The 14,940-nt window shown below is 35.6% G+C and carries 15 protein-coding genes and 1 other annotated feature; all 15 genes read right to left on the bottom strand.

Translation table 11 applies throughout. The features are described from left to right. Positions 1-100, bottom strand: a 100-nt coding sequence (locus JK636_RS23235; protein ID WP_202751192.1) for a GTP-binding protein, incomplete at its 3' end; no start/stop codon positions are given. Positions 101-181: 81 nt separating this feature from the next. Further along, positions 182-2,251: an elongation factor G gene (gene fusA, locus JK636_RS23240; protein WP_202751407.1), complete on the bottom strand. Its 2,070-nt coding sequence runs from the start codon at positions 2,249-2,251 to the stop codon at positions 182-184. A gap of 86 nt (positions 2,252-2,337) precedes the next feature. Then, complete coding sequence (gene rpsG / locus JK636_RS23245) at positions 2,338-2,808, bottom strand: 30S ribosomal protein S7 (RefSeq protein ID WP_202751408.1); 471 nt, start codon at positions 2,806-2,808, stop codon at positions 2,338-2,340. 151 nt (positions 2,809-2,959) lie between these two features. Next, the gene (gene rpsL / locus JK636_RS23250) at positions 2,960-3,337 is read right to left on the bottom strand and encodes a 30S ribosomal protein S12 (protein WP_202751409.1); all 378 of its coding nucleotides are present in this window, start codon (positions 3,335-3,337) and stop codon (positions 2,960-2,962) included. Between the two features lie 58 nt (positions 3,338-3,395). Then, complete coding sequence (locus JK636_RS23255; RefSeq protein WP_202751410.1) at positions 3,396-3,638, bottom strand: ribosomal L7Ae/L30e/S12e/Gadd45 family protein; 243 nt, start codon at positions 3,636-3,638, stop codon at positions 3,396-3,398. Positions 3,639-3,758: 120 nt separating this feature from the next. Beyond that, on the bottom strand, positions 3,759-7,289 hold the full coding sequence (gene rpoC, locus JK636_RS23260) for a DNA-directed RNA polymerase subunit beta' (protein WP_202751411.1): 3,531 nt from the start codon (positions 7,287-7,289) through the stop codon (positions 3,759-3,761). Between the two features lie 21 nt (positions 7,290-7,310). Then, positions 7,311-11,012, bottom strand: a complete 3,702-nt coding sequence (gene rpoB, locus JK636_RS23265; RefSeq protein ID WP_202751412.1) for a DNA-directed RNA polymerase subunit beta — start codon at positions 11,010-11,012, stop codon at positions 7,311-7,313. A gap of 278 nt (positions 11,013-11,290) precedes the next feature. After that, the gene (gene rplL, locus JK636_RS23270; protein WP_202751413.1) at positions 11,291-11,656 is read right to left on the bottom strand and encodes a 50S ribosomal protein L7/L12; all 366 of its coding nucleotides are present in this window, start codon (positions 11,654-11,656) and stop codon (positions 11,291-11,293) included. A gap of 25 nt (positions 11,657-11,681) precedes the next feature. Next, the gene (rplJ, locus tag JK636_RS23275; RefSeq protein ID WP_202751414.1) at positions 11,682-12,185 is read right to left on the bottom strand and encodes a 50S ribosomal protein L10; all 504 of its coding nucleotides are present in this window, start codon (positions 12,183-12,185) and stop codon (positions 11,682-11,684) included. Positions 12,186-12,218: 33 nt separating this feature from the next. Beyond that, positions 12,219-12,347: a sequence feature (ribosomal protein L10 leader region), on the bottom strand. A gap of 47 nt (positions 12,348-12,394) precedes the next feature. Then, a complete protein-coding gene (gene rplA, locus JK636_RS23280) occupies positions 12,395-13,084 on the bottom strand; it encodes a 50S ribosomal protein L1 (protein ID WP_202751415.1) in 690 nt (229 codons plus the stop codon). Positions 13,085-13,181: 97 nt separating this feature from the next. Further along, positions 13,182-13,607, bottom strand: a complete 426-nt coding sequence (gene rplK, locus JK636_RS23285) for a 50S ribosomal protein L11 (RefSeq protein ID WP_202751416.1) — start codon at positions 13,605-13,607, stop codon at positions 13,182-13,184. 84 nt (positions 13,608-13,691) lie between these two features. Continuing rightward, positions 13,692-14,213 (bottom strand): transcription termination/antitermination protein NusG, encoded by a 522-nt coding sequence (nusG, locus tag JK636_RS23290; RefSeq protein WP_202751417.1) that lies wholly within the window; start codon positions 14,211-14,213, stop codon positions 13,692-13,694. Positions 14,214-14,258: 45 nt separating this feature from the next. Further along, on the bottom strand, positions 14,259-14,483 hold the full coding sequence (gene secE, locus JK636_RS23295; RefSeq protein WP_202751418.1) for a preprotein translocase subunit SecE: 225 nt from the start codon (positions 14,481-14,483) through the stop codon (positions 14,259-14,261). A gap of 33 nt (positions 14,484-14,516) precedes the next feature. Then, positions 14,517-14,666 carry a 50S ribosomal protein L33 gene (gene rpmG, locus JK636_RS23300; RefSeq protein ID WP_021654975.1) on the bottom strand — a complete coding sequence of 50 codons (150 nt, stop codon included), beginning with the start codon at positions 14,664-14,666 and terminating at the stop codon, positions 14,517-14,519. A 173-nt stretch (positions 14,667-14,839) separates the two neighbouring features. Next, a partial coding sequence (locus JK636_RS23305; protein ID WP_476727384.1) for an EF-Tu C-terminal domain-related protein occupies positions 14,840-14,940 on the bottom strand: 101 nt, incomplete at its 5' end.

Raw genomic sequence — 14,940 nt, forward strand, 5'->3', positions numbered from 1 at the left:
TTGTTATTGCTGCTGTTAATGTTGTCTTACCGTGGTCTACGTGTCCTATTGTTCCAATATTAACGTGAGGTTTGTTTCTTTCAAATTTTGACTTTGCCATTTTTTTGTTCCTCCTTAATATATCTAATATGTATTTAAGCAAAAGCTAAAATCTTAGCTTATGCTTAAACTATAATTTTTACTATTTTTGTTTACTTCCTACGACTTGTTCTTGGATACTCTTTGGAACTTCTTCAAAATGATCGAATTCCATTGAATAAACTCCTCTACCTTGAGTTCTTGATCTAAGAACTGTAGCATATCCAAACATTTCTGAAAGCGGAACGAATGATCTTATAATTTGAGCTCCTGATCTTTCTTCCATGCCTTCTATTCTACCTCTTCTGGAATTTAAGTCTCCTATAACGTCTCCCATATATTCTTCAGGAACAGTTACTTCAACTTTTTCCACTGGCTCAAGTAATACTGGATCAGCTTTAGCCATAGCATTTTTAAACGCCATAGATCCTGCAATCTTAAATGCCATTTCTGATGAGTCTACATCATGGTAAGAACCATCATATAATCTAATTTTAAAGTTCATAACTTGATATCCACCAAGTATACCACTTTGAGCTGCTTCTCTAATACCATTATCAATTGGTGAGATATACTCTCTTGGTATAGCACCACCAACTATAGCATTTTCAAATACATATTCGCCTTCAGTTGGAATCATTTCTATCCAGCAGTGTCCGTATTGTCCACGTCCACCTGATTGTCTAACAAACTTACCTTCAGCCTTAACAGCTTTACGTATAGTTTCTTTATATGCAACTTGTGGCTTACCAACGTTACATTCAACTTTAAACTCTCTTTGAAGTCTATCAACGATGATTTCAAGATGAAGTTCACCCATACCAGAAATAATTGTTTGACCTGTTTCTTGGTCAGTATGAGTTCTAAATGTCGGATCTTCTTCTGCAAGTTTAGCAAGTGCAAGACCCATCTTTTCTTGACCAGCTTTAGTCTTTGGCTCAATAGCTACATCTATAACTGGTTCTGGGAATTCCATTTTCTCAAGAATTATTGGATTAGTATCTACACATAAAGTATCTCCTGTAGTAGTATCCTTTAATCCAACTATCGCGCCTAAATCACCCGCACGTAATTCTTCTACATCTTCTCTATGGTTAGCATGCATTTTAACAAGTCTACCAATTCTTTCTTTTTTGCCCTTTGTTGAATTAAGCACATAAGTACCACTTACCATAATACCTGAATATACTCTTGTAAATGCAAGTCTTCCAACAAATGGGTCAGTTGCAATCTTAAATGCTAATGCTGCCATAGGAGCATTATCATCTGCTGGTCGTTCATCTTCTGTATTATTATCAGGATTTACCCCTTTGATTGCAGCGATATCTAAAGGTGATGGCATGTATGCAACAACTGCATCAAGCATTTCTTGAACACCTTTGTTCTTATATGATGATCCGCATATTACTGGAACTATACTGTTAGAAATAACTGCATTTCTAAGAGCAATATGTAACTCTTCTTCAGTTATTTCTTCACCATCAAGATACTTCATCATTAGTTCTTCATCAGTATCAGCAATTGCTTCTACCATTGCTGCTCTGTATTCTTCAGCTTGATCCTTAAGGTTAGCTGGTATTTCTGTTTCTTCAATTTCAGTACCAAGGTCATTCTTATGTAGTATAGCAACATTTCTAATCAAATCTACCATACCAACAAATTCTGATTCTTGGCCAATTGGTATTTGTATTGGAACTGCATTTGCCTTTAATCTTTCTCTTAAAGTAGCAACACAACGGAAGAAATCAGCTCCTGTTGCATCCATTTTGTTTACATATACCATTCTTGGTACTCCATACTTATCTGCCTGTCTCCATACAGTTTCAGTTTGTGGTTCAACACCACTCTTTGCATCAAGAACTGTAACAGCACCATCAAGTACTCTTAAAGATCTTTCAACCTCTACTGTAAAGTCTACGTGTCCTGGTGTATCAATAATGTTTATTGCATGACCTTTCCATTGGGCTGTAGTTGCAGCAGAAGTAATAGTTATACCTCTTTCTTGCTCCTGAACCATCCAGTCCATTGTAGCTGCACCCTCGTGAACCTCACCAATTTTATGGGTTCTACCAGTATAAAACAATACACGTTCAGTTGTAGTTGTTTTACCTGCGTCTATGTGAGCCATTATACCTATGTTTCTAAACTTTTCTAAAGGAAACTGTCTAGCCACGCTTTTTTCCTCCTCTCGATGTTCATAATTTATTCATAGTCTAAATTTTATAAAACTGTTTTGGCAAAGCCAAAACAGTTCCTATATTAATATCTGTAATGAGCAAAAGCTTTATTCGCTTCAGCCATCTTATGCATATCTTCTCTCTTCTTAACAGCAGCTCCTGTGTTGTTAGCAGCATCCATTAATTCTCCAGCTAGTTTAAGATACATATACTTTTCGCCTCTTTTTCTAGTTGCATCAAGTAAATGTCTTATTCCTAAAGTCTGTCTTCTTTCTGGTCTAACTTCCATAGGAACCTGATAAGTAGCTCCACCTATTCTTCTTGCTTTTACCTCAAGTAGTGGCATTATGTTATTCATTGCTGCTTCAAAAACTTCTAGGGCATCTTTTCCTGTTCTTTCTGCCATTAAAGCAAACGCATCATAAGTAACCTTTTGAGCTACCCCTCTTTTACCATCTAGCATTAAGTTGTTTATAAGCTTTGTAACAACTTTGCTATTGTACATTGGATCTGGTAGTACATCTCTTTTAGCTATATATCCTTTTCTTGGCACTTTTCTTCCCTCCTTAACATTTAATATTTAAGTTCATTGGTACTCGACATAATTTTGCCGACAAGCGCTCAGTACTTCATTTGTTCATTTATATGAATAAAATATAATCTATATATGAATGCTGAAGACGTAGCACTATCTTATTAAGAGACTATTTTTTCTTAGGTCTCTTTGCACCGTATTTTGATCTACTTTGCATTCTGTTAGCTACTCCAGATGAGTCTAAAGCTCCTCTGACAATGTGGTACCTAACACCAGGAAGGTCTTTTACTCTTCCACCTCTTATAAGAACAACGCTGTGCTCTTGTAAGTTATGTCCTACACCTGGGATATAAGCTAATACTTCATATCCATTTGTAAGTCTAACCTTTGCAATTTTTCTAAGCGCTGAGTTAGGCTTCTTAGGAGTTGTAGTTTTAACTACTGTACATACCCCTCTTTTCTGAGGACTTCCCTTTAATGCTGGTGCTGTTGATTTTGTTTCAACGTCTTTTCTGCCTTTTCTTACTAATTGGCTAATAGTTGGCATATTTACACCTCCTTTTGATTTTATGCTATATAAATTTAGTTACAAGCATACGTAGCTACTAATCCTTAAGCAATACTGCTGTTGCAGCTCCAACATCTATACCGCAAAGCTTACCTAAGTCTTTCATGGTTTTCACATAGTTAATTTCTAGGGAATTTTGCTGTGCTAGCTTTAAAACAGGCTCAATTAATTTTATATCTGCATCACTTGCTACATATAATGATTTGACTTCGTCATTATTTATTGCTTTTAAGCTCTGTTTAATTCCAACTACTTTCTTGCCTAATAGTCTTTCTACCATAGTGAAACCCCCTAAATACAATTTCATAGGGATATAAGTATTAAACTTACATCCCATTGAAATCACACAAATTGTATTTTATCATTTTGAAACTGTTCTGTCAATAAACTTATAATAATCTTACATTTCTACAGCAGTTTCTAAATCTGAATTACTATCTTCAGTATTTATTTTTATTGATCTGTAACGAGTCATACCGGTACCTGCAGGTATCAATTTACCAATAAGTACATTTTCCTTAAGTCCTACTAAAGGATCAATTTTACCTTTAATGGCAGCATCTGTAAGTACTCTTGTAGTTTCCTGGAAAGATGCTGCTGACAAGAAGGAATCTGTAGCAAGAGCAGCTTTTGTTATTCCAAGCAGTGCAACATTTCCAACTGCTGGTTTTCCGCCAATTGCTTCTACTCTAGCATTTTCTTCATTGTAATCAAATATATCAATCATTGTTCCTGGAAGTAACTCAGTATCTCCAGATTCTTCTATTTTAATTTTTCTAGTCATTTGTCTTACAACTACCTCAAGATGCTTATCGTTAATATCAACACCCTGAAGTCTATAAACCTTTTGAACTTCAGAAAGAAGATAATTTTTAACTCCTTGAACTCCCTTAATTCTAAGAACGTCATGTGGGTTAACTGAACCTTCTGTTACTTCGTCCCCAGCAGCTATAACATCTCCATTGCTAACTCTTAATCTTGATCCGAATGGTATATCATAACTTACTTCTTCTCCTGCTTCAGTAGTAACAAAAACTATTCTCTTCTTCTTAGTTTCTTCAACTCGTACTGTACCTGCAACTTCACTTACAATTGCAAGTCCTTTAGGTTTTCTAGCTTCAAATAATTCTTCAACTCTAGGTAAACCTTGAGTTATATCTGCTCCTGCAACACCACCAGTATGGAATGTTCTCATTGTAAGCTGAGTTCCAGGTTCACCGATAGACTGAGCTGCTACAATACCTACCGCTTCACCATTATTTATTTTTTGAGCGGTCGCCATATTCATACCATAGCATTTAGCACAAACTCCAAATTTAGCTTTACAAGTAAATACTGATCTTATTTTTACTTTTTTAACACCAGCATTTTCAACTTTCTCAGCCATTTTATCATCAATGTAAATGTCTCTTGGCACTATAATTTCTCCTGTTTCTGGATTAATTATATCCTCAGCGCTATATCTACCAGTAAGTCTTTCACTTAGAGCCTCAATAACTTCGTTACCTTCTCTTATTTGTGAAACTTCATATCCCTCAGTGGCACCACAATCTTCGCTTCTTACTATTACATCTTGGCTTACATCAACAAGTCTTCTAGTTAAGTATCCAGAGTCAGCAGTCTTAAGAGCTGTATCTGCATTACCCTTTCTAGCACCATGCGTAGAAATGAAGTACTGTAACACATCTAGACCTTCTCTAAATGATGCTCTAATAGGAAGTTCTATAATCTTACCAGATGGGTTTGCCATAAGACCTCTCATACCAGCAAGCTGTTTAATTTGGCTCTTAGAACCTCTGGCGCCTGAGTCAGCCATCATGAATATTGGATTAAACTTATCCAAACTATTCATAAGAGCATCAGCAACATCTTCAGTTGTCTTAGTCCACTTTTCTATAACTCTTTCATATCTTTCTTCTTCTGAAATAAAGCCTCTTCTATACATCTTTTCAATTTTGTCAACTGCAGCATCAGCATCAGCAAGTAATGCTTTCTTTTCTTCTGGAACTATCATATCCGATGTTGAAACAGTTGTAGCTCCAATACAAGAATAATGATATCCCTTTGCCTTTATGTTATCAAGCATGATAGAAGTAGCACTAGTACCATATTTCATATAACATTTATCTATAATGTTACCTAAGGTTTTCTTGTTTACAAGGAAATCAACTTCAAGCTTGAATTCATTTTCCGGTAAGCTTCTATCAACGAATCCAAGTTCTTGTGGAATTGATTCATTGAAAATAATTTTACCAGCAGTAGTATCAATAACGCCACTTCTCTCTACTCCGTCTACTTCCTTAGTCATCTTAACTTTTATTTTAGCATGAAGCTCCAACTCTCCAAGTTGATATGCCATAAGAACTTCATCAACAGATGAAAATGCTCTTCCTTCACCTTTAGCTCCATCTTTATCCATTGTTAAATAGTATGAACCAAGAACCATATCTTGAGTAGGCACGCAAACTGGCTTACCATCCGATGGTTTTAATATATTATTAGCAGCTAGCATTAAGAATCTTGCTTCTGCCTGAGCTTCTACAGATAACGGTACGTGTACAGCCATCTGGTCACCATCAAAGTCTGCATTATAAGCTGTACATACAAGAGGATGAAGCTTTATAGCTCTTCCTTCTACTAGTATAGGCTGGAATGCCTGTATTCCTAATCTATGAAGAGTAGGAGCACGGTTTAAAAGAACTGGATGATGTTCGATAACTTCTTCAAGCACATCCCAAACTTCAGCTTGAACTCTTTCAACCATTCTCTTTGCACTCTTTATATTATGAGCAACTCCGCTCTCAACAAGCTTTTTCATAACAAACGGTTTAAATAACTCAAGTGCCATTTCCTTAGGAAGACCACACTGATACATTTTAAGTTCAGGACCAACAACTATAACAGAACGTCCAGAGTAGTCTACACGCTTACCAAGAAGATTCTGTCTAAATCTTCCCTGCTTACCTTTAAGCATATCTGAAAGCGATTTTAGAGGTCTATTTCCAGGTCCAGTTACAGGTCTCCCTCTTCTTCCGTTGTCTATCAAAGCATCTACTGCTTCCTGTAGCATTCTCTTTTCATTTCTAACAATTATATCAGGTGCTCCTAAATCAAGAAGCTTTTTTAATCTATTATTTCTATTTATAACTCTTCTATATAGATCATTTAAGTCTGATGTTGCAAACCTACCACCATCTAATTGAACCATCGGCCTTAAATCTGGTGGTATAACAGGAATAACATCTACAATCATCCATTCTGGTCTATTGCCTGATTTTCTAAATGATTCTACAACTTCTAGTCTTCTGATTATTCTTATTCTTTTTTGTCCATTTGCATCTTTAAGTTCTTTCTTAAGCTCCTCAGACATTAATTCTAAATCAATTTCTTGAAGAAGAATCTTTACTGATTCAGCTCCCATTCCAGCTGTAAAGCTAGTATCACCATATTTGTCTACAGCTTCCCTATATTCTTTTTCACTTAAAAGCTGCTTCTTTAATAACGGTGTTTCTTTTGGGTCCAAAACTACGTAGGATGCAAAGTAAAGAATTTTTTCTAAAGCTCTTGGTGACATATCAAGAATAAGTCCCATACGTGAAGGTATTCCTTTAAAATACCAAATATGAGATACAGGGGCAGCAAGTTCAATATGCCCCATTCTCTCACGTCTTACTTTAGCCTTTGTAACTTCAACTCCACATCTATCACAAACGATACCCTTATATCTTACTCTCTTGTACTTTCCACAGTGACATTCCCAATCCTTCTGTGGTCCAAAAATTCTTTCACAGAACAAACCATCTCTTTCTGGTTTTAATGTTCTATAATTAATAGTTTCAGGTTTCTTAACTTCACCTCTTGACCATTCTCTAATCTTTTCTGGTGAAGCCAATCCAATTTGTATTGCATCAAAATTATCTAATTCAAACAAGGGTACATCCTCCCTTCATAATTAGTGTTCATCATTAAAATCATCAAGCTCTAATTCCTCATCAAAGCTATCTAGTGGAAGATCGTCATAATCTAATTCAACATCTTCCTCCACGTCGTCATCTGTCTCAATATATTCTTCTGTTGGAGCTGGTGGAATTATATCTTCAGTTCCTTCAATATTAACCTCTAACTCCTCTAATTCCTCTTCTACAGATTCCTTTAGCTTAACTTCTTGGTTATCATCATTAAGCACCTTTACATCTAAGCACAGAGCCTGCAATTCCTTAATAAGAACCTTGAAGGATTCAGGAACCCCTGGTTCTGGAATATTTTCACCTTTAACAATGGATTCATAGGTCTTAACTCTACCTACTACATCGTCTGATTTTACAGTTAGAATTTCTTGAAGAGTATATGCTGCACCATATGCTTCCAATGCCCAAACTTCCATTTCACCAAATCTCTGTCCGCCAAATTGAGCTTTTCCACCCAATGGCTGTTGAGTTACTAATGAATATGGACCTGTTGAACGTGCATGTATCTTATCGTCAACCAAGTGAGCAAGCTTTAGTATATACATATATCCAACAGTTACTCTATTATCGAATGCTTCTCCTGTTCTTCCATCATAAAGCATAGTCTTACCATCTGAATCATATCCTGCTTTTTGTAAGCACTCTCTAATATCACTTTCAGTTGCACCATCAAATACAGGTGTTGCAATATGCCATCCTAAATTTGCTGCTGCCCATCCTAAATGAACCTCAAGTACCTGACCTATATTCATACGAGAAGGAACTCCAAGAGGATTTAAGCATATCTGAAGTGGCCTTCCATCTGGTAAGAATGGCATATCTTCTTCTGGTAACACTCTCGAAATAACACCTTTGTTACCGTGTCTTCCTGCCATCTTGTCTCCTACAGATATTTTTCTCTTCTGTGCAATATAGCATCTTACGAGTTTATTGACACCTGGAGGAAGTTCATCTCCATTTTCTCTTGTGAACACTTTAACATCAACTATTATACCAGCTTCTCCGTGTGGAACTCTAAGAGATGTATCTCTAACTTCTCTAGCTTTTTCACCAAATATCGCACGTAGAAGTCTTTCTTCAGCAGTCAGTTCTGTTTCTCCTTTTGGTGTAACTTTTCCTACTAGGATGTCTCCAGATCTAACTTCTGCTCCTATTCTTATAATGCCTCTTTCATCTATATCTTTAAGAGCATCGTCTCCAACATTAGGAATATCTCTTGTTATTTCTTCAGGTCCGAGTTTTGTATCTCTTGACTCTGCCTCATACTCTTCAATATGAATTGATGTAAATACATCTTCAGCAACTAATTTTTCTGAGATAAGCATAGCATCTTCATAGTTATAACCTTCCCAAGTTATAAAACCTATAAGTATATTTTTACCTAATGCTATTTCTCCTAAATCAGTCGATGGTCCATCTGCCAATACTGTACCTACTTCAACTTTTTCGCCACCATTAACTATAGGCTTTTGATTAATACAGGTACCTTGGTTAGATCTTTTAAACTTTAAAAGTCTATAAGTATCTATTCCTCCATCTGAATCTCTTCTTACTCTTACTTCATTTGCACTGACATAAGTAACTACCCCTGCATTTTTAGCCTTAGGAAGAACTCCAGAATCTACTGCAGCTTTAAATTCTATTCCTGTACCAACAATTGGAGCAGCTGCCTTTAATAACGGAACTGCTTGACGCTGCATGTTAGAACCCATAAGTGCACGGCTGGCGTCATCATTTTCAAGGAACGGAATCATAGCTGTAGCAACAGAAACTAACTGTCTAGGTGATATATCCATAAGATCAACATCTTCCCTAGGAACAACAATAACTTCTTCTTGTGCTCTAACAGTTACTCTCTTATCTACAAATTTTCCATCTTCATCTATTGGCTCATTAGATTGAGCAACAAGATATTCATCTTCTTCATTTGCAGTTAAATATATAATATCATTGGTAATAATGCCAGTCTTCTTATCAATTAACCTATATGGACTTTCAATGAATCCATACTCATTTACTCTAGCATAAGTAGCAAGTGAGTTAATAAGGCCTATATTAGGACCTTCTGGAGTTTCTATTGGGCACATTCTACCATAATGTGAATGGTGAACGTCTCTTACTTCAAATCCAGCTCTTTCTCTAGACAATCCTCCAGGTCCCAAAGCTGAAAGTCTTCTTTTATGAGTAAGCTCTGACAATGGATTAGTCTGATCCATGAATTGTGAAAGCTGAGAACTTCCGAAGAACTCCTTTATAGCTGCTGCCACTGGTCTTATATTTATTAATGCCTGTGGAGTTATTATCTCTTGGTCTTGAATAGTCATTCTTTCTTTAACTACTCTTTCCATTCTGGATAAACCAATTCTAAACTGATTTTGCAATAACTCTCCAACAGATCTTAACCTTCTGTTTCCTAAATGATCTATATCATCAACATGACCAACACCATAGGTCAATCCTAATTCATAACTTATTGTTGCATAGATATCATCCTTGATGATATGTTTCGGAATTAATCTATGTATGTTCTTTTTAATTTCCTCTTTTATAACTTTTTCATCACTGAAATTATCAAGTATCTCTTTTAAAGTAGGATAGTGTACAAGTTCTCTAATGTTAAGGTCATCAACATTAAAATCTACTACTTTGCTAAGCTTAACAAAATAGTTTCCAATTACCCTAATAACTTTATCTTCTACAACTATATCAACAGAGTTTATTCCTGCATCCTGAATTTCAAGAGCTTTTTCTCTATCAATTTTCTCGCCCTTTTGAAGTAATATTTCACCTGTAATTGGGTGAATAATATCCTTAGCTGAAATTTGGTTTGCAATCCGTAGATTTAAAGCTAATTTTTTATTGAACTTATATCTTCCTACTCTAGACAAATCATATCTTTTTGCATCAAAGAATAAGGAATCTATAAGTGATGTTGCACTTTCAACCGTTGGAGGCTCACCTGGTCTTAATCTTTTATAAATTTCTAATAAGGCTTCCTCTTTTGTTTTAGTGCTATCCTTTTCTATACTAGCTCTAAGTCTTTCTTCATCTCCAAAGAATGTAGTAAGCTCTGCGTCACTTCCATAACCCATAGCTCTAGCAAGTATAGTTATAGGAAGCTTTCTAGTTTTGTCAATTCTTACATATATTACATCGTTCGAGTCAGTTTCATATTCAAGCCATGCACCTCTATTAGGAATAACAGTAGAAGCGTACAGTTTTTTACCTGTTTTATCTACTGAATAACTATAGTAAACTCCTGGTGATCTCACCAGCTGACTTACAATGACTCTTTCTGCTCCATTAATTACAAAGGTACCTTGTTCGGTCATAAGAGGGAAATCTCCCATAAAAACTTCTTGCTCTTTAACTTCACCAGTCTCTTTGTTTAGTAACCTAACTTTAACCTTTAATGGTGCAGCATATGTGGCATCTCTTTCCTTACACTCTTCAACGGAATACTTGATGTTGTCTAAATCAAGCTTATACCCTACAAACTCAAGTACAAGATTGCCAGTATAATCTGCTATCGGGTTTATATCGTCAAACACTTCTTGTAGTCCCTCATCTAAGAACCACTGATAAGAATCTAACTGAACCTCGATTAAATTTGGCATATCTGCTACTTCTTTAAGTTTGGAAAAGCTCATTCTTGTTCTTTTTCCAACTTGGACAGGATGTACCATGGATTATCACCCCTTGCTTAAAGTAAAAATAACCAAAAACACATAATATCCCCTAGGACTTTGTGCATTTGGAAACGCTCTTATCATTCATCGTATTAGTATAACCTACAATGTCAAAATAATTCATATTTTTGTAATATTGGTAATAAATATTACTACAACTGATTGATTTTAATATAAATCAATGCAATTTATTATGTTACCATAATTAGAAGTGTATGTCAACACATATATAAAAAAAAGGCACTTTTTAGAAAAGCGCCTCTTTTATTGTTAAATTACTTTATTTCTACAGTTGCTCCAACTTCAGCTAATTTAGCTTTTATTGCTTCAGCTTCTTCTTTAGCAACGCCTTCTTTTAATGTCTTAGGAGCTCCATCAACTACTTCTTTAGCTTCCTTTAGACCAAGACCAGTTAACTCTCTAACAACTTTTATAACCTTTATCTTTTCAGCACCAGCACTTGCTAATACTACGTCGAATTCAGTTTTTTCTTCAGCAGCTGGAGCAGCAACAGCTCCGCCAGCAACTGCTACAGGAGCAGCAGCACTAACACCAAATTCTTCTTCACATGCCTTAACTAAGTCGTTTAATTCTAAAACAGTCATTTCTTTTATAGCTTGAATAATTTCTTCTCTTGTCATTTTGACAGCACCTCCAAAATTTTAATTAAGCTTGTTCAGCTGATTCTTTCTTTTCTTTAATTGCATTTAATAAGTAAGCAAGATTTGATACTGGAGCCTTGAAGCTTCCAAGTAACTGAGCGATAAGAACTTCTCTTGATGGTATTGAAGCTAACTTTTCAACTCCCTTAGCATCAAATACAGTTCCTTCAACTATACCAGCCTTTAATTCAAGTTTCTTATGAGCTTTTGCAAAATCATTAAGAACTCTTGCTGGTGCAGTAGCTTCCTCGTAGCCAAAAGCTACAGATACAGGTCCTTCTAAAAAGCTTACTATTCCATCAAGTCCAAGTTCTTTAGCAGCTAATGTTGTTAAAGTATTTTTATATACTTTATATTCTATACCTGCTTCTCTAAGTTTCTTTCTTAATTCAGTATCTTCTTCAACTGTTAAACCTTGATACTTAGCGAATACCATACCTTGAGCTTTTTCCATTTTTTCTTTTATTTCAAGAACTTTAGCCTTTTTAACGTCTAAATTATTACCCACTGTGTGTCCACCTCCTCACAGTCTAGAACTGTCTTATAAAATTAAAAATCTCTCCGTAGACACGAAGAGACCAATTAAATACTTATATTGGAATCCTCGGTAGGTTGGGTAGTCCCTTTATGCCTAAGCACCTACTGTCTACGGAATATTTACTTATTTATTTACTACAACGTTTGATATTATATCAAACGTATTCGTATGTGTCAATATTAATCTAATGCCTTAGCTGGATTAATTTTTATTCCAGGTCCCATAGTACTAGAAACTGATACTGACTTAACATATTGACCCTTTGCTGCAGCTGGTTTAGCCTTTATTATAGCTTCCATCATTGAATGATAGTTTTCAACCAACTTTTCTGCTCCAAAGGACTTCTTTCCTACTGGTACGTGAATTATAGCAGTTTTATCAACTCTATACTCAACCTTACCTGCTTTAATTTCAGCTATCGCTCTAGCAACATCAAAAGTTACTGTACCTGATTTTGGGTTTGGCATTAATCCCTTTGGTCCAAGTACTCTACCTAGTCTTCCTACTACGCCCATCATATCTGGAGTAGCAACAACTACATCGTAGTCAAACCAATTTTCTTTCTGAATTCTATCAACTAGTTCTTCAGCTCCTACGAATTCAGCACCTGCAGCTTCAGCTTCTTTAGCTTTATCACCTTTAGCAAATACTAAAACCTTAACTGACTTACCAGTTCCATGAGGAAGTACAACAGCTCCTCTAACTTGTTGATCTGCATGTCTTGGATCTACCCCAAGTCTAACAGCTAATTCTATAGTTTCATCAAATTTAGCTTTTGATGTCTTAACAGCAAGCTCTAAAGCTTCAGCTGATGAGTATAGAACGTTTTTGTCAACAAGTTTAGCACTCTCTATATAATTCTTTCCCATTTTGCTAAACCTCCTTTGTGGTATTAACGGTTTTTACCTCCCACCGATAACGTAAATCTACGTTTAAGCTGGTAGATATTAAACTCTAAATTTAAAATTAGTCTTCAACAACTATTCCCATACTTCTAGCTGTTCCAGCTATCATGCTCATTGCAGCTTCTACAGATGCAGCATTTAAGTCTGGCATTTTAGTTTCTGCGATTACTCTAAGCTGTGCTTGAGTTATCTTAGCAACTTTTGTCTTATTAGGTACTCCAGAACCACTCTCAATTCCAACTGCTTTCTTTAAAAGAACTGCTGCTGGAGGAGTCTTTAGTATAAAGCTAAAGCTTCTGTCCTGATATACTGTAATAACAACTGGGATTATATAGCCTGCTTGATTTGCAGTCTTTGCATTAAATTCCTTACAAAATCCCATGATATTTACACCATGTTGACCAAGTGCTGGACCAACTGGTGGTGCTGGAGTTGCTTTTCCTGCAGGAAGCTGAAGTTTAATCATTCCTGTTACTTTTTTAGCCATGAGTTTACACCTCCTATAATGTGGTAATACGGACTTTAGTCCTCCCACTTATTAAGACCTAGGTTTCCCTTCGTCTTATAAGCATTAATCAAGTTTTTCTACCTGGTTATATTCAAGCTCTACAGGGGTTTCCCTGCCAAACATATTAACTAGAGCTTTTAACTTATGCTTTTCAGTATTAATTTCCTGAATAATAGCCATAAAGTTTTCTAAAGGACCAGATACAACTTTTATCGTTTCTCCTACCTCAAGATCAATTTCTACAGGTCTTTCTGTAACACCCATAGTTTCAACCTCTTCATCGGTAAGCGGTACAGGTTTTGACCCTGGACCTACAAATCCTGTAACTCCTCTGGTATTTCTTACAATATACCAGGAGTCATCATTCATTATCATCTTTACAAGAACATACCCCGGAAAAATTTTCTTAAGGGTAACTTTTTTCTTGCCATCTTTGATTTCAACCTGTTCTTCCATAGGAACTTGAATATCATGTATTAAATCATGAAAATTTCTGTTCTCTACAGTTTTTTCAAGGTTTGCCTTAACTTTATTCTCATACCCAGAGTATGTGTGAACCACATACCATCTAGCTCTCTCTGCCATAATCTTAGGGATAGTAATTTTACTGATCCCTACCTCCTTTTTAGTTTATTTAAAAATCAACTTGAAGAGGTTGCTGAAACCATAATCTAATACTCCAACTACTACCATATAAATAACACAGAAAGTTGCTACAGCTGCTAGTGCTTTTTTTACTTCATCTTTGGAAGCCCAAGTTATTCTCTTAGTCTCTGCCTTGATTGTTCTAAAAGCCCTTGTAAAAATATTTACTTTGGACTGATTATTTTGTTTTACATTACCATTAACAGCCATTTCATTCACATCCTTAAAATTTCTAGACCTGTGTTATTTTGTTTCTCTGTGAAGTGTATGTTTGTGGCAGAATTTACAATACTTCTTCATTTCTAGTCTATCAGGATCATTTTTCTTGTTTTTCATTGAATTATAATTTCTTTGTTTGCAGTCTGTGCATGCTAATGTTACCTTAACTCTCACAATCTACACCTCCGTCTCTTTGCTATATAAGAACGCCAACGCGATACTTATCACAGTGTATTACTTAAATAATCTATCACAAGTTTACATTTATGTCAATAAGCTTAGATTTTCCAATATTTAAACCTTATAAAAGGACCAGGTCTAGAAACCCAGTCCTATCTTAGTTTAAATTAACCAATTATCTTAGTAACAACTCCTGAACCTACTGTTCTTCCGCCTTCTCTTATTGCGAATCTTAGTCCTTCATCCATTGCTACTTGTGTTATTAATT

Origin of the sequence: Clostridium rhizosphaerae, from assembly GCF_016765585.1 — a bacterium.
GTDB lineage: Bacteria > Bacillota > Clostridia > Clostridiales > Clostridiaceae > Clostridium_AT > Clostridium_AT rhizosphaerae.

Bases quoted from the DNA above. Each gene is read 5' to 3' on its own strand.
- rpsL (WP_202751409.1), bottom strand. From the start codon at position 3,337: ATGCCAACTATTAGCCAATTAGTAAGAAAAGGCAGAAAAGACGTTGAA.
- JK636_RS23255 (WP_202751410.1), bottom strand. From the start codon at position 3,638: ATGGTAGAAAGACTATTAGGCAAGAAAGTAGTTGGAATTAAACAGAGC.
- rpoB (WP_202751412.1), bottom strand. From the start codon at position 11,012: ATGGTACATCCTGTCCAAGTTGGAAAAAGAACAAGAATGAGCTTTTCC.
- rplL (WP_202751413.1), bottom strand. From the start codon at position 11,656: ATGACAAGAGAAGAAATTATTCAAGCTATAAAAGAAATGACTGTTTTA.
- rplA (WP_202751415.1), bottom strand. From the start codon at position 13,084: ATGGGAAAGAATTATATAGAGAGTGCTAAACTTGTTGACAAAAACGTT.
- rplK (WP_202751416.1), bottom strand. From the start codon at position 13,607: ATGGCTAAAAAAGTAACAGGAATGATTAAACTTCAGCTTCCTGCAGGA.
- nusG (WP_202751417.1), bottom strand. From the start codon at position 14,213: ATGGCAGAGAGAGCTAGATGGTATGTGGTTCACACATACTCTGGGTAT.
- secE (WP_202751418.1), bottom strand. From the start codon at position 14,483: ATGGCTGTTAATGGTAATGTAAAACAAAATAATCAGTCCAAAGTAAAT.